Origin of the sequence: Moorena sp. SIOASIH, from assembly GCF_010671925.1 — a bacterium.
In the GTDB taxonomy this organism is placed as follows: Bacteria; Cyanobacteriota; Cyanobacteriia; order Cyanobacteriales; family Coleofasciculaceae; genus Moorena.
Window position 1 is genome coordinate 405,018 of sequence record NZ_JAAHIH010000005.1, and the last position, 17,033, is coordinate 422,050.

Sequence of the window (17,033 nt, forward strand, 5' to 3'; positions counted from 1 at the left end):
AGCCAAAATGTGATCTACCCAAATGTGATTTAGATCAAGGGTTATGACCATAGTAAGCCTTGATTATATGCACTATTGTGCTTATTTATCACTCTTTTTAAGAAGAATTTATTGAGTCTTGCCCTTGCCCTGTATCATAACAATTGGGGTTCATAAAAGTGGCTATGGAAAATACAGAACCTAACAAAAATTATGAAGAGCAAGTACTAGAAAATACATCTGGCGATACTAACCCCTTAGGGGACGCTTGCTCCGACTCTCAGGAAACAGTAACAACTCCTGAAAAAACTGAAGTAAAAGCTGGATCGAGTGATGAAAAGGTCGAAACAGATAATCAAGACACTAAAGAAATTACTGCACCAGAATCTAATATAACTACTAGTTCCCGTTCTCCAGGAAAAACAGATAGAGGTTTATAATCCAGGAGTTATATTCTTGGGCGAGAATTTACCAACTCAGCCAGGGGCACTCTTCGATAAGTATTAAGACAATGGCATGACCGATAATATCTATGCGCTGCTGGTAGGTATTGATGAATATCCCAGTCCTGTTCCTTCTTTGAATGGCTGTGTCAATGACATCCTAGAAATACAGGAATATTTGCAAGGGCGGGTCGCTACAGATGGAGATAAACTGCACATCCGCAAACTCTTGAATCAAGATGCTACCCGTCAGGCAGTTATTGATGGTTTTCGGCAGCATTTGTGTCAAGCTAGCCGTGAAGATGTAGCCTTTTTTTATTACGCGGGACATGGTTCTCAAGAGCAAGCCCCACAAGAGTTTTGGACAATAGAGCCAGACCGATTGGATGAAACTCTAGTCTGTTATGACAGTCGCACTGAGGGGGGTTGGGACTTGGCGGATAAGGAGTTAGCCAAGCTAATTTCTGAGGTAGCTGAGAACAACCCCCACACTGTTATTATTTTAGACTGCTGTCACTCCGGTTCTGCCACCCGTGGCGGACTAGAAGCAGAAACAGCAGTTCGTAAAACTTCCACCGACAAACGCCAGCGACCCTGGGATAGTTTTATTTTTTCCTTGAGTGAAACTGACAAATTATCAGCTGGCCTCAGCCCGGAAAAAAATCCTAGTGGTTGGAGTTTCCCCACAGGAAAACATATCGTCCTAGCCGCTTGTCGAGATAGTGAGACGGCGAAAGAATACAACAACAATGGGCAACCAAGAGGTGCGTTTTCTCACTTTTTGCTGGATACCTTGAAGAAAGCCAATGGCAGCCTGACTTATCGGGATTTATTCAAGCGTGTCAATGCCCTAGTCCGCAGTAAGATCACCGCCCAATCTCCCCAAATCGAAGCTACGGAGTTGAGTGATTTAGACCAACCTTTTCTCGGCGGTGCGATCGCTAACCGTACACCCTACTTTACTGTCTTCTATGACAAAAACCACGACTGGGTGATTGATGGTGGTGCGGTTCACGGCATTTCTCAACCTGTTGGGAATGAGACCACAATACTGGCCTTGTTTCCCTTTGACACCCCCACAGAGGAACTTCGCCAACTCTCAACGGCAGTAGGTGAGGCAAAAATTGTCGAAGTAATGCCGCAGCTGAGTCAAATTCAAATTAGTGGTATTGGGGATTTAGATCCCGAAATGACCTGGAAAGCAGTAATAACTAGTCTGCCCCTGCCACCGAAAGGGGTTTTATTGTCAGGAGAACCAGCTGGTGTAGAATTAGCCCGTACCACCCTGCTCAACACTGGTCACAATCAGCCTTCCCTGTATGTTCGGGAAGTGGCAACCCCTGAAGCTGCCGAGTTGAAATTACTGGCTCGTGACGGTAACTATTTAATTACACGACCAGCGGATGACCGTCCTCTAGTGGCTGCCATTTCAGGTTACACCGATGCCACTGCCTTGCAGGCAATTCAGCGATTAGAACATATCACCCGTTGGCTGAATATCGCTGAACTTGCCAGCCCAGCCACCACCCGCATTCGCCCGGATGCTGTGCAAATGCTGATTTACCAGCAGGATGGGTCACTTTTGCTAGAGACTCAAATTCCCCTGGAATATCAACAGGAAAATGGCACATGGCGATCGCCCACATTGAAAATTAAGCTGAAAAACACTAGTAATGAGCCGCTTTATTGCGCTCTGCTCGATTTAACCGACCGTTACGCCGTCTCAGCTGAGTTGTTAGATGGGGGCGGAATTTGGCTGCAACCCAGGGGGCAAGAGGGAGATCAAGCCTGGGTTAATCACGGAAATCCGATTTGTCCTACGGTTCCCCAACAACTATGGCAAGAAGCGGGGATTACGGAAGTTAAAGATATTCTCAAACTGATTGTCTGCTCGACGGAATTTGATGCCACTTTGCTCGAACAACCACAACTTGACCTACCTCAACGTCCCGTGCTTACACCCCGTCACGGTAATGGTACCCTTAACCGCTTGATGCAAAGGATTCCAGCTCGTGATCTCCCCAGCAGACCAGAAGACGATGAAATCTATGATGACTGGTTAACTAGCCAAATTAGCATTACTACCGTGCGTCCTCTACACACTACTCCAATTCCCAGAGGGGACGACTATGTCTTTCTGGGAGTAGGTTCCGCCCTATACGCCCATTCCGAATTGAGAGCTAAGGCACGTCTAACCACTCTCACCCAATCAACCAGGGATTTAGGTAACCACATGTTACCACCGATAGTGCGGGAGGACCATCCGGGCATAGAGTCCTTTGAGTTTACTAGCAGTCGGGGAACGGATCCTGGTTTAAGCGGGTTGGAATTAACTGAGGTGGAAAATCCGTCAGCGGTTACACCGAAAAATCCCCTGAAAGTTATTGTTGATCGACCCCTTGCTTCTAATGAACAACTGTTACCCATTAGCTACGATGGGGAGTTTTTCCTGCCTTTGGGACGGGCTCGGTCTACCCCGGAGGGCAAAACGGAGATTTTACTGGAACGGTTAACAGAACCAATTAGTGAAGGTAGCCGCAGCTTGGGGGGTTCGATCCGAATTTTCTTCCAAAAAGTAGTGTCTCAACAACTGGGGCTAGAGTTTAATTACCCCATTTTGGCAGCAGCGGATGTCACTGTCTCTGGAGTGGTCAACTATACAGTCAACTATACAAGAGAGGTTGAACAAGTCAAGTCGCGGGTTGCCCAAGCCCAACGCATAGTCCTTTACATACACGGTATTATTGGTGATACTGAGAGCTTGCTGCCCAGCCTTCGCTCCGCCCAGGTTGAGGTGGATGGAACAGAAAAACCCCTGGCCGAATTGTATGACCTGGTACTCAGCTATGATTATGAGAATTTAAATACCTCAATTGTAGAGAATGCTAAATTGCTGAAGCAGAGACTGCAAGCTGTAGGGTTAGGGGAGAACCACGGTAAAATTTTTCACATTGTCGCCTACTCCATGGGAGGGTTGGTTTCTCGTTGGTTTATTGAACGAGAAGGAGGTAATCAGGTGGTTGGGCATTTAATTATGCTAGGTACACCCAATGCTGGTTGCCCTTGGTCTACGGTTCAAGATTGGGCGTTAGCTACCTTAAGTATCGGTTTAAATGGGCTGTCAGAATTTACTTGGCCAGCACCAGTGATGGGGATTTTGCTTAAGGCTATTAACAAATTTGCTGATGAGATTGAAACTATTGATATTTCCCTAGACCAGATGCATCCCGGTTCTGAGTTCTTGCAACAATTAGCAGCAAGTCCCGACCCCAAAGTACCTTACTCAATTATTGCTGGTAATACATCTATTATTCCTGCCGCCCTGAAAGCAGAAGCCAATCAAACTTCTAGTCCCTTGCAACGACTAATGCAGAAGTTATTTGATAAAGCTGTAGCAGTGGCTTTCTTTGAGCAACCAAATGATATCGCTGTTACAGTACAAAGTATAAAAAGCGTAGGTTCAGACCGGAACCCACAACCACAAATCCAGGAAATCGGCTGCGATCACTTCGTTTACTTTACTGAACCGGTGGGGTTAACTGCGTTTTCTCAGGCGGTGATTCAAGCCCTAAAAAATAACAATGATATAATTAATAATTATTCAGAAAACAAACCACTGAAATGGTTGATGATTGGGGTGGTTGGGGTATTAGTCGCGGCTACTATGGGTTGGCTGGTATTAAAGCAATCAAATAAAACTCAACCGAGCAATCAATCTCAACCAAGCCAGAATCTAAGCCAATGATGCGTAAGCGGTCAGCGGTCAGTGGTCAGTGGTCAGCATTCAGCGGTCAGCGGTCAGCATTCAGCGGTCAGCGGTCAGCCGTGGCCTTAGGCCAATGGCACCTCAAGTAGCGTGGGCTGATAGCTGATAACTGATAACTGATAGCTGATAGCTGATAACTGATAGCTGATAGCTGATAGCTGATAGCTGATAGCTGATAGCTGATAGCTGATAGCTGATAGCTGATAGCTAATAGCTGACAATTGCTTTCACCAAATCTTGCTCATGTTTAGCACAAACCCCGCCAGTTCCGGAGCACCGCTAACGGTTTCAGGATTGTCCAAAATTTCTGGTTCCTGATCACGACGATAAATGTAAATTTTCCGGTTTTGGCGGTCGATTAACCAACCCAGTGATGTGCCATTGTCAAGGTATTCTTGCATTTTGTCTTGCAAGCCACTGAGTGTATCGCTGGCGGAACGTAACTCGATCACAAAGTTGGGGCAAATGGGAGCAAAGGATGCTTTCTGTTCCTCGGTTAAGGCATTCCAGCTCTCAAGTTTAATCCAACAGGCATCTGGAGAGCGGATCGCTCCATTGGGTAAGGTAAAGCCGGTGCTGGAGTCAAAGGTTTCACCGGTACCGTCACGATCAGCCCAGTTAGCCAATTGTTGAGAAATTTTCAGATTCCGATTGCCTGTATCGGAAAAGACTGGCGGCATAATCACAACTTCTCCACTGGCGGTGCGCTCAATTCGTAGATCTCGATTGGCTAAACAGAATTCAGAAAACTGGGCGAGAGTCATGGGGATGATCCCAGGAAGATTGACCATCACAGGGACAGTTTGGGTTTGAATGAGTAGCCTAGTCATTATAGGGTTTTTATCTAGGTTGTAAACATAAGCATTCAGCCGTCAGCCGTGAGCTTTTAGCTCACGCTACTTGAGGTGCCGTCAGCTTATTTTATTCAAAAGCTGTTCGGTGTAGCGTGCGCTATGGGCATAAACTGTTCGTTGTAGCGTGGCCACAGGCCAATGGCCACTCAAGTAGCACCATCTGTAGCGCTAATCGCTGACCGCTGATAGCTGATAGCTGATAGCTGATAGCTGATAGCACCTCAAGTAGCACCATCTGTAGCGCTAATCGCTGACCGCTGAATGCTTACTTGTAAACATAATTCTTGTATAAAAAAGCTTGCATACAAGAGGCAAAAGGCAAGAGGGGAAAGAGATACGAAGTTTTATTGGACAGTCAAAAAATACCTCCTAGGTTTACATCTCATTTATAAACGCTATATCCGCCAATGACACTAGGGATTGTCTGCAAACTCAATATGTAAAGATTTATTACGAAACTAATAATTTCTGCGTAAAGTCAACAGATTATCTTGGGGAATAAATAGGGATCACCCCAGTTTGGAAAAACTATACCCCAGCTGTGTGAGCGTCATTAGACCGCCCACATAAAAAGATATATTTCCCAAAATGGGATGCTAGCAATCCCTAGTATTAAAGTTATCTTTATAAGTTCTTTTAGTATAACATGTTTTCTCGCAATCTCGCCTTTATCATCGGTATCAATAACTACACAAACGGCATTTATCCCCTGAATACCGCCGTAAACGATGCCAAAAAACTAGTTGAAATTCTGCGCCAAAAGCATGGTTATCAAGTCTGGGTATGCTTAGACGAAATTGCCAGCCTCACTAACTTCAATAAATTTTTAGACAAAACCTTGCCCGAACAAGTCACTGAAAATGATCGCTTATTATTTTACTTTGCTGGTCATGGAGTCGCTCTCAATGGGGATGATGGCCCTGCTGGTTACTTAATTCCTCAAGATGCCAAACTAGGGGATACTAATAGTTATCTGTCTATGACCAAGTTACACGATGCTTTAATTCAATTACCCTGTCGTCATTTTTTGGGGATTCTCGATTGTTGTTTTGCTGGTGCTTTTAAATGGTCGAGTACCAGGGATTTATTAACGTCGCCAGAACTGATTTACCAAGAACGATACAAACATTTTATTACTGACCCGGCATGGCAAATTATTACTTCCTCAGCCTGTGATCAAAAGGCTTTAGATAACTTTAATTTAGATAGCGATCGCGGTCAAGTCGGTAATCATTCACCTTTTGCTAGTGCATTATTAAACGCTCTCGAAGGTGCAGCAGATAGCTATCCTCCTGCTACGAATGGTAAACCGGCTGGAGATGGGGTAATTACAGCCACAGAATTATATTTACATTTACGGGATCGAATCGAAATTCCCACAGAAAAATACCATCAGCGACAAACCCCTGGTATTTGGTGTTTAAATAAGCACGATAAGGGAGAATATATCTTTCTTTCTCCCGGACATGAACTTAATTTACCACCAGCACCACCTTTGGATGAGTCACAAAATCCCTATCGCGGTTTAAAGTCTTTTGACGAGAAACACACTTCACTGTTTTTCGGTAGAACTGAACTAGTAGAAAAGTTAGAATATTTTGTCAAAGCTAATCCCCTCACAGTGGTGTTGGGTGCTTCTGGTTCCGGTAAATCTAGCTTGGTTAAGGCAGGATTAATTCCCAAGCTACGGCAAGATAATACCGAGAATAAATGGTGTATTTTGCCATCCATCCGTCTTAGTGAGACGCCCTTGCAACCCTTAAATAATGTGCTATGTAATGCTAAGTTACCAAGGGTAGAGCCACGAAACCCCCAGCATAACCTGGCTCGGACAATTGATGTTTGGGCGAAAGATAACCCCAACTCTAAGTTATTACTGTTTATTGACCAAAGTGAAGAAATTATTACACTCTGTCAAAACGAAGATGAGCGCAAGGAGTTTTTCCAACAGATACTCAAAGCCATAAATGCCCATCGGGATCAATTACGGGTAGTACTATCCCTACGTTCTGACTTTGAACCCCAAGTCAGGGATGCTGGCTTAAAGTTTGTTCCCACAGACTATAACCTGGTAAACACTGTGCTTAAAAATCGTTGGCACAGCGGACGATTTATCCTACCAGCCATGACACGAGGGGAACTGCGAGACGCAATTGAGAAACCCGCAGAAGCACGGGTAATGTATTTTCAGCCCCACGAACTAGTAGAACAATTGATTGATGAAGTGGTGGATATGCCTGGAGCATTGCCCCTGCTTTCTTTTGCCTTGAGCGAACTCTATCTCAAGTATTTAAAGCGACAACGGGAGGCACAATATAGAGGAATCACTATTGATCGGGCCTTGACTCAAGCAGATTATCAGGAATTGGGGGGAGTAATGCAATCACTAACTCAAAGGGCTGATCTCGAGTATCAGGCGCTAGTTCAAGAAAATCCAGCTTATGACCAAGTTATCCGTCATGTGATGCTGCGGATGGTAGCCCTTACTGGGGGTGAGTTAGCCCGTAGGCGGGTACCTTTATCAGAATTGGAATATCCGCCTGAGAAAAATAGTTTGGTTAAGGAAGTAATTGAGCGCTTTACGAATGCACGGTTACTGGTCAAAGGAAAAGATGCTGAAGGTAAACCCTATGTGGAACCAGGCCATGATGCTTTGGTGCGGGGTTGGCAAAAGTTGTTGTTGTGGAAGCAAGAGGATGAGGAAAATATACTTCTACAACGGCGGTTGACGACCGCAGCACAGGAGTGGAAAAGCCAGCAACAGGCAAGGTTTCTTTGGAATGCTAACCCTCGTCTGGATTTGTTGAAAAAGGTATCTTTATCCGATGATAACTGGCTGAACCAAGTAGAAGCTGAGTTTGTGCAGCGTAGTCTGCAAAGAAGGCGAAATGATAGCCGTCGCTTAATTGGCTATGTAACGCTCGTGATTCTGGCTCTGAGTGGATTGAGCATCTTTAGTTTTTATGAGTTTCGGAAACTCGAAGAAGCATCTCAGCAATTCCAAAACGACTCTATCAAAGTACTAAAGGAATTTTCCATCAATACTGTATTGAACATTAAAACTAATAATAAAAACAATTCAGTTCCTGGAGAGTTAAAGGCACTCAATGAAGCCCCTTGGACAACTCTGTTGGAAGAAAAAAGTCAGGTATTTGCCATGTCACGAAAGTATAATAAGGGGCAAGTATTAGCGATTACACATGATGCTATTATAAGAAATAACGATAATAGTGTATTTCTGTTTTTGGCGCTTAACTTTCTGAATGGAATTAATGGCAATAAAAAAGTATTAATTTCAAGCGGTCATTGCGAGTTTTTTACGTCTGAAAAACTCGCCAAAAACCTTAAAGAATGGGAGTATGAGTTCGAGGATATTTCTGCACCTATTAACAGCACAAAACTCAAACAAGCCAATATTATCATAATTGGAAATGCATTGGGAAATCTGGAAAATGATGAACTTAAAACAATTGAGCAGTTTGTATCGAACGGTGGTAAAGTCATGGCTGTTGGATTAGGATCGTCTTGGAAATATTACAGTGACAAACCTGAGATATTACCAAACGGAGGCAAATGCAATCAGGATGGGCAGGATACAAAAGACATTTTAACATACCCAATGAACAAGCTGTTAGAGCAATTTGATGCTCGTTTTGAAAGCTCTTTGATCAATTAGCAGAACACTAACTAGGTATTCAAGACGATCACGAATTAGAAGACAAGACTTTTATCCACAGAGTGCTTGTCTGTTTGAGACGAGCAGTTAAGGCGATGAATCACTCAGGATGAAAAAGGGGTGATCGCGTTTGTGACTATCTGAAGAATAACTCTAATGTGAGCGATCGCCATCTCTGTGACGATGTAAAGAAGTAGTTGCAGAAGGTAAAATTTTTTTAACACTAGAAACAGTTCTTTGTCAAATATGGGTAGAGAAGTGCGATTGACCTGCATGTCACGCTACGCGAACGCACTCTCGTTAATCTTGGTTGAGAAGTAGTGCGATCGCCTTTTTAAACTTTGAAGGGAATCACTCGACATGGATGAAATAGGGCTCGAACGCTAAACTTAAGCTATTGATTGCAATTCCCTTCGAGGTATGATTGAACCAAGGGGTAGTAATGGCTGAATCTTACTTAATTTATCTTGATGTTTGTTGCTTAAATCGTCCTTTTGATGATTGGCGACAAGATAGAATTCGATTAGAAGGACAAACAATTCTAGATATTTTTCAGCGGTTTTATTCAGAAGAATGGAAGCTGGTAAGTAGTGAAGCTATAGAAGCAGAATTAAAACGAATGGTTAATCTTGACAAACTAGACAGGATTAGAAAATTATTACAGGTTGCTGAAAATAAAATAATTTTAACCGATGAAATAGATACACGTTCTCAAGAAATAGAAAAGTTAGGATTTGGTTTGTATGATTCTTTTCATATTGCTTGCGCTGAAACTGCTAAGGTAGATGTATTATTGACAACGGATGATAGATTGCTCAAGAAAGCAATTAAGTATAGCCATCTCTTAAAAGTAAAATTAGATAATCCTGTCACTTGGTTAATGAACACTTTTGTATTAAAAGGAAATAACAACAATGACACCAATTGAATTAAGACAAAAAGGGTATTATGCCTTAGTTAAGGAATTAGGGCAAGTTGATACAATTCGTTTTTTACAAGATGTAGGATGGGGTTTTGGTGATTATACTCAAGAACGTCAACAGTCTCTAAAAAATGTGACAAGATCTGATTTTTGGCAAGATATTCAAGAAATTAGAGCCAAAAAAGACCTTGAGAATCAATGATTCTGTTGCAGTCAGGGTGCGCCTAAATACTCTTGGTTGCTGATCGCTTTCTCAAAACTCTTAGCACAGAAGTGCGATTGACCTTTGGTCACGCTACGCGATCGCACTCTCGTTAATCTTGGTTGAGAAGTAGTGCGGTCAGCGCAGTTATGCCTGTAGGGCTGATCGCACCGAAAGCATTACCTACGAGTTCGATTTGCTATCAGCAACAGATAGTGAACGCATCCATTCATCCAAATCGTCGGGTTTCGTAAAGTCCAACAACGCCTCCCCCAAAGCTTCAAGCTGAGCAAGGGATAAGGCTTGAACCTGCGTTCGCATTTCTGGGGACACTTCGCCAATGCGACGCAAGAGTAGGCGGAGGATGAGAGATTGTTCCCCTTCGTGACGGCCTTCATTTTTAATGTCTTGATAAATTACAGACTGCTCCATGATATCTCTGCGTAAAACCTGGTTAATGAAGTCCCTCTTTAATAATAGCCCTGCTAGAATCCCAGCGGACGCAGCCACATTGCTCTGTATCCTAATTTCTGGAATCGCCTCAACTCTTGCAGCCACCTGACGCAAGGTGGCTGCAGCGTCGGGGGTTTGTGTCAGTACAGCCAAGGGCAATAACCCCGTCGATTCCAGAAACAGCTGAGTTGGTTGTTCCCATAGCCGAATCACCTCGAATTCGTGACGAGTACCAGGAATCTCAAACGCTGTCTGATAAACGAGTTCAGAAGTTGAACGGGTCAAGTAAATGACCACTTGGCGCATCTGCTTATTCGGAAAACGGCGGAAAACTCTCAAGCGGTAATCTGCCATTCTGAAGGCCATAGTTGAGTCAGGTTGAGTCTGAAACTCGACGTGAAGCACGAAATCATCAGAATTCAGCAAAATCAAGGCATCCGCTCGAATGGGTTCAAGGGACAGTTCAGATGGACTGAGTTGGGTCATGGTGATGGGTTCACCAAGTAACCAGGAGGCAAAATCTTCCGAAAAGCTCTCAGCGAGGAACTTACAGGTATTATCGAACATGGAACGATTATATCAAACGGCCCGTCTCAGGGATTCTGCTGGATGGGAACTTTCCTAAAGCAGTGCGATCGCGCAGCGGCTCCAAAGGAGCATCGCTCTCCAAAAACTGTTGGTACAAAAAGGGAGCAGGTCAAACTTGTAGAACAGATGAACTATATACTATCACAGCAAGCTAAAACACATGAGGGGGCTATAGCTTGAGTACAAATGTTCTGCATAAGTGAGATGCTCCCTCGGGTTGAGACTCAAGAAGAGATGTTCCATCAAATTCACCGCCTTCAATATCCAAATGATCAAGAACAGTGGGTACCAGATCAGTTGCAGGTGCAACGGAAGAATCATCTAGTTCTTTATTAGATGCAATAAAAGTCGTTCTTTCCGAGTCAGTTTGTCCACCGTGATCAAAGCCTTCTGATGGTTCGCGACCATGATCTGTAGTCACAATCACTAACCAATCTTCATCGGGATATGCTGCTTCTCTTTCTTCTACCGCATCAATAATTTTACCCACATGACCATCAGCCATAGTAATTGCTTCTAAATATTCGGGAGAAAAACCAAAATTGTGAGCCACAACATCAACGTTATCGAGATGAACGAAGGTATAATCTGGCCCTTGTTTTAAGATTAAATCGGCTACAGTTTGCGCAATAATATTATCTTGAGCCAGTTGATCATCAGTGGGTTCTGGTGCGGTCAATTCAAAATCAACAATTGAATTAACATCTTCCTCAAAATAAGCATTGATTAGACCCCAGTTAACCACAGAAGCAATATAGTTATCGGGATCGTCATTATGAACGTATTCAAAAATGCTAGGATAGTCTGGCTTAGCTCTTAATGTATCGTCATTGGAAACAATACCGTGCTTGTTTGCCCAAACACCTGTTAATAAACTGCCCCAACCTGGACCACTAAAGGTTTGTTGTTCTGTTTCTGTTCCTTGAATCCCTCCTGTGAAAGACTCTATAATATTTAAACTGTCAAGATATGGTGTAGGAGTTTCGTCTAGTTTTTCTAACTGCGCTCCATCAATACCGATGACAATAGCTTTCTTCTCAGTCATTTAATTTTCTAAAAATAATCTTAAAAAAAAATAACTTGACTATATTTGCCTGGTTAATTTAAGATAAAATTATGCATTTTATAAAAATACTTTTAAATAGTATTAATTTTTGGTTAAAGAAATTTGTTTTAATAAAAAAAGGTAGTTTTTAGATACTGTTTATATAAAAAAAAGGTGGGGCAAACCCCACCTTTGGCTTATCCAGATATGAGAAATTTAGGATTTAGACAAAAACAAAATAATCTTGATTAGCAACAACATCAGCCGAGAGATTAGTAACAATAGCTAAGTCACTGCCATTGGCAGAAATTACTGCTCCCAAATCCCCATCGGTAATGGTGAGATCATCAAAACCAATACCCAAACCAGCAATACCAATCACATCTTCGCCACTGGTAAAGTCAGTAATGATATTAGCGCTATCGGGGATTTCAGCAGAAGCAATCCAGAATTGGTCTGCACCTGCGCCCCCAGTCATGGTATTGTCACCACCAGAGGTCACAAAGAAACGATCTGCACCTTCTGCACCAAAAACGCGTTCGCGTAGCGTGACCTACGGTCAATCGCTTTTAGCGGAAGCTGAGGCCGTAGGCCACGCGGGGCGCGTTCGCTTCATCGCGCAGCGGCTCCAAAGGAGCATCGCTTTTACCCAAAATAAAGGTATCATCGCCACCATGGCCATAAATGGTGTTATTTCCTTCAGCCAAAGAGGCATCAATGATATCGTTACCTTCCCCAGCAAAAACTAAATTATTGCTACCAGTTAATTCTAAAGCATCTGCTTCTAACGTACCAAAAATTTGTTCTTTAGTCTCACTGGCAGGAGCAATATCTAAAGCAAAAGCAAAGAGCTGAGTAGCGGGAGTTTCCGGGTCGAAGTCGTTATCACTAACCACAATTAACGATTGACGACCATCGGGTAAGATTGGACCTAACGCTAAACCTTGAAAATCATCTAGATTAGTCCCAATATCATTAAAATCTACCAGCAGTTGTTTTTATGCTACAACAATATCTCGACCTTTCAAGCTTGGCAAGTTACTGACATCAGTAGCATTTTGAGCGGATACTAAATAGAGCTTGTTTTGGTTTAAGCCAGTGTCGTCAAAATACCTTTCTAAGGCTAAGAAAGTTCCGGCATTATCGCTAATAATTCGGCCAAACTATTAGTACGATTTACCTCATCAGGGGTACCTTCAGGAGCATTAGCATTACAGCAACCGCTGTAAGTTGTTAGCATCACCTTCGGAGGAAATAAACAAAGTACCATCTTTCCTTAAGGCAATGCCTTCAGGATCAGTTGCACCACTATTAAAGGGACGACCTGCTACATTCAAAAGTGTGGTTACAGCTTCAAATGCGACATCCCCTTCGTCTAGAGATCCATCACTCAAATCAATCGCTTATACATCAGGATTTTGGGGAGAGCGGACTTGATCAGCCACAATCCGATCCCGCACTATATTGATAGTTTCAGGAAAGTCCCCAATCAGGGTAAACGCATCTAACTTAACTAAGTTTTCAAAAATCTATATTTGTGATTTTTAACTAGTAACAATTAATAGATTTAACCTCACTAAACATTTTCTAGCACCTCCTCAGTTATTTTCCGACATTTTAACTCATCAATTTAGGCGATGGTTCAGCTAATTTTTAGAGTTTCCCGAAAAGTCGAGAATTATTTACTAGCAGATGCTAAAATCTTTACTAAATAGTTATTGTCCATAGCTGCTCGATAGCGTTTCATTCTTAAACTTCCTTTAAAAGTCGTTTCTTGTTTCATGAGATTTAAAGCTAAACGACGCAGTAAAGCAAAGTTTTCAGGAGAATTATCTTTACGAATACGACTACTATCTTCATAAAATGTGACATCTAATGTCCAATGTAAGCTGTTTTCAATCCCCCAATGACTGCGAATAGCTTTACCAATTTTATTAGCATTATTTTCCAAGCTACTTACATAAAAACGCAGGGCAAACGCATCTAAATTAGATTGACAAATAAGCAAAAATGTGCTTAGTAAACCCCAAGTTAAGTTGAGCACCAAATATGAGATAATGAATTCATGACTGATTTTTAGGAAATCCTTAGCGTGTCTGACAAATAAAAAATGGTTTTATGCCCCCTTTAAAACCACCCGAAAAAGCGGATTATACCAAAACTAAAAATAGGTTTTTAAAATCCCTTTTTTCTAACCATTTTGGAACATTGAATGACCCAAGATTAGACAGAAATAAACAGCATTTCTTAATAGATATTATAGCGATCGCTATTTTAGCTGTCATCAGTGGAGCTGACGGATGGGTAGGAATTGAAACTTATGGGCAAGCTAAATTTGAATGGTTATCCGAATTTCTTGACTTACCAAATGGCATCCCGTCTCATGATACATTTAGTAGAGTTTTTGCCAGATTAAATCCCGAATAATTTCAACAATGTTTTTTAAATTGGGTTAATTCAATCACTGAAAAACTAGGAGTAGAAGTTATAGCAATAGATGGCAAAACTCTGAAGCAATCTTATGACAGGAATCAAAAACAAAAAGCTTTACATATAGTTAGTGCATGGTCTGACTCTCACAAATTAGTCTTAGGACAACATAAAGTTAATGAGAAATCCAATGAAATTACTGCTATACCTGCATTGATAGAAATGTTGTCAATTGAAGGAAGCATAATTACAATTGATGCTATGGGGTGTCAAAAAGAGATTACCTCCCTGATTTCTCATAAAAAAGCTGATTATATTTTGGGTTTAAAAGCTAATCAAAAACTTCTTTATGAAGAAGTCAAAACTTGGTTTGATTTAGCCATAGAATCTGGCTTTGTCGGAAAAGACTATAGTTATTATCAAGAAACAGAAAGTGGACATAATCGGATTGATAAAAGAGAAGTATGGGCAGTTCCTGTGTCTAGCTTACCCCGTGTTCCCAACCAGTCCCTCTGGACAGGATTAACTACAATGGTGATGGTAAAGAGTGAGCGACGTTTATGGAATAAAACCACCACAGAAGTTCGTTTTTATGTAAGTAGCTTGGAAAATAATGCTAATAAAATTGGTAAAGCTATTCGCAGTCATTGGGGGATTGAAAACAGCTTACATTGGACATTAGATGTCACATTTTATGAAGATAGTAGTCGTATTCGTAAAGATAATTCTCCTGAAAACTTTGCTTTACTGCGTCGTTTAGCTTTAAATCTCATGAAACAAGAAACGACTTTTAAAGGAAGTTTAAGAATGAAACGCTATCGAGCAGCTATGGACAATAACTATTTAGTAAAGATTTTAGCATCTGCTAGTAAATAATTCTCGACTTTTCGGGAAACTCTAAAAATTAGCTGAACCATCGCCTAAATTGATGAGTTAAAATGTCGGAAAATAACTGAGGAGGTGCTAGAAAATGTTTAGTGAGGTTAAATCTATTAATTGTTACTAGTTAAAAATCACAAATATAGATTTTTGAAAACTTAGTTAAGTTAGATGCGTTTACCCTGCCCCCATGAGCGACTGCATCAAGACAATGTCCTGACCTTCATGCGTAGTGCTATAATTGGCAATAATAGCTAGTCGCTAATTGTGTAGCTTTTTAGCTATCTATTATGGAAATTAAACTTGATGTTGTTGAATTGACGTTAACTTAGATAAATAAAAAGTTATCGGCATTTAAACTGTCCGCTTCAATACCAGAGAAGAAAATTTCCTAACAATCAGCAATAGCAGCAATGCTACTACCGAATTTGGTTGTTACTTACCTACAGGATTGTACAAAATGGTACAAACTCGCAAAGCCCAACTGGGATGGAGTAACTCCCAACTAATGACAGCAATCTTGTGTCACTTTGTTTTTGATCCTAGTATCGAAAAGATTTATCTGCGCTGGTTGACAGATACTCGTCAACGTTTAGACTGTACCCAAGAAGAAATAGAAAAAGCTGTCTGGGATAGAAGACAATATCAGGCACAAGTTAAGCGTCTAGAACTAAGTGAGAAAAAGGGTGAGCTAGTTAGCGAACCTAAAGTCTCTACCTAATAGATACCCAGATAATGAGTCGTGACCAATAAAAGAGTACCTTTCTGGAACCCTCCGATGATAATATTGGCCAGATAACCCAAATGCCAGTTCCTTCCAATGCTAACCAATGCGCACTGACAGCCTATTTTATAAAGTGTTCCAAACCCTCCCTGGCACTCTCTTTGAACTCCTGGGAGACAGCTCTCAACTAGCCCAAAACTATACATTTAAGGCCATCGAACTCAAAGAACTCGCCAAACGCACCGACGGCGTATTTCTCCCCAAACGAGATGGCGACCCTATTTATTTTGTAGAAGTCCAATTTCAGAAAGATGAAGACTTGTACTACCGCCTGATGCAAGAAGTGTTTGTCTACTTGGGACAAAATCGTTGGCGACATGGCTGGCAAGCGGTAGTATTTTGGGCTAAGCGCAGCTTGGATACAGGGATTCCCAGATGTTACGATGGCGAAGTCCAAACAGGATATCTGCGCTCACTTTACCTTGATGAAACTCCAGACACCTCAGACTCAATCGGATTGGGACTGGTACGCCTGGTAGTAGAACCAGAGACCAATGTCCAACACAGAGTACGGCAACTAGAAAGATGTGCGAGGGCTCTACCAGTAGCACAGCAAAGAAATGCGATAGAATTAGTAGAACAAGCCTTAGTCTATAAATTTCCTGAACGTCCTTGGAGGGAATTGGAAGCGATGTTTGGACTCACAGAATGGAAACAGACCAGATTTTATCGGGAAGTTAAGGCTGAAGGTCACCAAGAAGGTCATCAAGAAGGTCATCAAGAAGGTCGCATTACTGAAGCACAGATTTTGGTCATGCGTCTGCTGAAAAAACGATTCCCAGAAATGACCGAGGAAATAAACAACTTAGTTCAAGGTTTGTCTTTGTCAAATTTGGAAGGGTTAACAGATATTATTTTTGAGTTGAATAGTTGGGAAGATTTCTTGAGTTGGTTGTCACAGGTAGACCAATAATGCTCACATGGAGTTGATACCACTCATACTCTAGAAATGCTGTGAAAAAAAAACCCAACTTTACAATGCCTTGAACAGCTGGTTAAGTCAAGTCTGCCC

Annotated in this window: 13 protein-coding genes and 2 pseudogenes; 8 read left to right on the forward strand and 7 right to left on the reverse strand. The window is 41.9% G+C overall.

Translation table 11 applies throughout. The features are described from left to right. Window positions 1-164 precede the first annotated feature (164 nt). Together F6J90_RS28825 and F6J90_RS28830 are read left to right on the forward strand one after the other, a co-directional pair. Window positions 165-419 carry a hypothetical protein gene (locus tag F6J90_RS28825; RefSeq protein WP_293101597.1) on the forward strand — a complete coding sequence of 85 codons (255 nt, stop codon included), beginning with the start codon at window positions 165-167 and terminating at the stop codon, window positions 417-419. 76 nt (window positions 420-495) lie between these two features. Further along, the gene (locus F6J90_RS28830) at window positions 496-4,167 is read left to right on the forward strand and encodes a caspase family protein (protein WP_293101600.1); all 3,672 of its coding nucleotides are present in this window, start codon (window positions 496-498) and stop codon (window positions 4,165-4,167) included. A 248-nt stretch (window positions 4,168-4,415) separates the two neighbouring features. Here F6J90_RS28830 and F6J90_RS28835 read toward each other — a convergent pair whose 3' ends face one another. After that, window positions 4,416-5,018 (reverse strand): Uma2 family endonuclease, encoded by a 603-nt coding sequence (locus F6J90_RS28835; RefSeq protein WP_293101603.1) that lies wholly within the window; start codon window positions 5,016-5,018, stop codon window positions 4,416-4,418. Between the two features lie 670 nt (window positions 5,019-5,688). Here F6J90_RS28835 and F6J90_RS28840 point away from each other — a divergent pair. The 3 genes from F6J90_RS28840 to F6J90_RS28850 all read left to right on the forward strand — a co-directional run bounded on the left by F6J90_RS28840 (window position 5,689) and on the right by F6J90_RS28850 (window position 9,842). Then, entirely contained in the window at window positions 5,689-8,718 is a 3,030-nt protein-coding gene (locus F6J90_RS28840; protein WP_293101606.1) for a caspase family protein, read from the forward strand. A 442-nt stretch (window positions 8,719-9,160) separates the two neighbouring features. Continuing rightward, window positions 9,161-9,646 (forward strand): PIN domain-containing protein, encoded by a 486-nt coding sequence (locus F6J90_RS28845; RefSeq protein WP_293101608.1) that lies wholly within the window; start codon window positions 9,161-9,163, stop codon window positions 9,644-9,646. Next, window positions 9,633-9,842, forward strand: coding sequence for a hypothetical protein (locus tag F6J90_RS28850; protein WP_071103985.1), 210 nt, complete (start codon window positions 9,633-9,635; stop codon window positions 9,840-9,842). The genes F6J90_RS28845 and F6J90_RS28850 overlap by 14 nt, the downstream gene beginning before the upstream one ends. A gap of 183 nt (window positions 9,843-10,025) precedes the next feature. Here the strand turns inward: F6J90_RS28850 and F6J90_RS28855 are convergent, their stop codons facing one another. From F6J90_RS28855 to F6J90_RS28880, 6 genes and pseudogenes are all read right to left on the reverse strand, one after another. Further along, entirely contained in the window at window positions 10,026-10,862 is an 837-nt protein-coding gene (locus tag F6J90_RS28855) for an Rpn family recombination-promoting nuclease/putative transposase (RefSeq protein WP_293101611.1), read from the reverse strand. A gap of 190 nt (window positions 10,863-11,052) precedes the next feature. Then, window positions 11,053-11,928, reverse strand: a complete 876-nt coding sequence (locus F6J90_RS28860; protein WP_293101614.1) for an alkaline phosphatase family protein — start codon at window positions 11,926-11,928, stop codon at window positions 11,053-11,055. Window positions 11,929-12,151: 223 nt separating this feature from the next. Next, window positions 12,152-12,406, reverse strand: a complete 255-nt coding sequence (locus tag F6J90_RS28865; RefSeq protein WP_293101617.1) for a hypothetical protein — start codon at window positions 12,404-12,406, stop codon at window positions 12,152-12,154. Between the two features lie 91 nt (window positions 12,407-12,497). Then, window positions 12,498-12,920, reverse strand: a complete 423-nt coding sequence (locus F6J90_RS28870; protein ID WP_366513933.1) for a hypothetical protein — start codon at window positions 12,918-12,920, stop codon at window positions 12,498-12,500. A 219-nt stretch (window positions 12,921-13,139) separates the two neighbouring features. After that, on the reverse strand, window positions 13,140-13,322 hold the full coding sequence (locus F6J90_RS28875) for an esterase-like activity of phytase family protein (protein ID WP_293101619.1): 183 nt from the start codon (window positions 13,320-13,322) through the stop codon (window positions 13,140-13,142). Between the two features lie 284 nt (window positions 13,323-13,606). Further along, window positions 13,607-13,909: pseudogene (locus tag F6J90_RS28880) on the reverse strand (ISAs1 family transposase); the annotation flags it as partial. 212 nt (window positions 13,910-14,121) lie between these two features. On the opposite strand from F6J90_RS28880, the pseudogene F6J90_RS28885 reads away from it, so the two are divergent. The 3 genes and pseudogenes from F6J90_RS28885 to F6J90_RS28895 form a co-directional block, all read left to right on the forward strand. Then, window positions 14,122-15,234, forward strand: a pseudogene (locus tag F6J90_RS28885) (ISAs1 family transposase); the annotation flags it as partial. A 463-nt stretch (window positions 15,235-15,697) separates the two neighbouring features. Then, the gene (locus tag F6J90_RS28890; RefSeq protein ID WP_293101622.1) at window positions 15,698-15,958 is read left to right on the forward strand and encodes a hypothetical protein; all 261 of its coding nucleotides are present in this window, start codon (window positions 15,698-15,700) and stop codon (window positions 15,956-15,958) included. Window positions 15,959-16,067: 109 nt separating this feature from the next. Beyond that, window positions 16,068-16,934, forward strand: coding sequence for an Rpn family recombination-promoting nuclease/putative transposase (locus tag F6J90_RS28895; protein WP_293101625.1), 867 nt, complete (start codon window positions 16,068-16,070; stop codon window positions 16,932-16,934). The last annotated feature ends 99 nt before the right edge of the window (window positions 16,935-17,033 follow it).

Excerpts from the sequence above, each read along its gene's own strand:
- F6J90_RS28825 (WP_293101597.1), top strand. The coding sequence starts at position 165 with ATGGAAAATACAGAACCTAACAAAAATTATGAAGAGCAAGTACTAGAA.
- F6J90_RS28845 (WP_293101608.1), top strand. The coding sequence starts at position 9,161 with ATGGCTGAATCTTACTTAATTTATCTTGATGTTTGTTGCTTAAATCGT.
- F6J90_RS28890 (WP_293101622.1), top strand. The coding sequence starts at position 15,698 with ATGGTACAAACTCGCAAAGCCCAACTGGGATGGAGTAACTCCCAACTA.
- F6J90_RS28830 (WP_293101600.1), top strand. The coding sequence starts at position 496 with ATGACCGATAATATCTATGCGCTGCTGGTAGGTATTGATGAATATCCC.
- F6J90_RS28860 (WP_293101614.1), bottom strand. The coding sequence starts at position 11,928 with ATGACTGAGAAGAAAGCTATTGTCATCGGTATTGATGGAGCGCAGTTA.
- F6J90_RS28895 (WP_293101625.1), top strand. The coding sequence starts at position 16,068 with ATGCGCACTGACAGCCTATTTTATAAAGTGTTCCAAACCCTCCCTGGC.
- F6J90_RS28840 (WP_293101606.1), top strand. The coding sequence starts at position 5,689 with ATGTTTTCTCGCAATCTCGCCTTTATCATCGGTATCAATAACTACACA.
- F6J90_RS28855 (WP_293101611.1), bottom strand. The coding sequence starts at position 10,862 with ATGTTCGATAATACCTGTAAGTTCCTCGCTGAGAGCTTTTCGGAAGAT.
- F6J90_RS28850 (WP_071103985.1), top strand. The coding sequence starts at position 9,633 with ATGACACCAATTGAATTAAGACAAAAAGGGTATTATGCCTTAGTTAAG.
- F6J90_RS28835 (WP_293101603.1), bottom strand. The coding sequence starts at position 5,018 with ATGACTAGGCTACTCATTCAAACCCAAACTGTCCCTGTGATGGTCAAT.
- F6J90_RS28865 (WP_293101617.1), bottom strand. The coding sequence starts at position 12,406 with ATGACTGGGGGCGCAGGTGCAGACCAATTCTGGATTGCTTCTGCTGAA.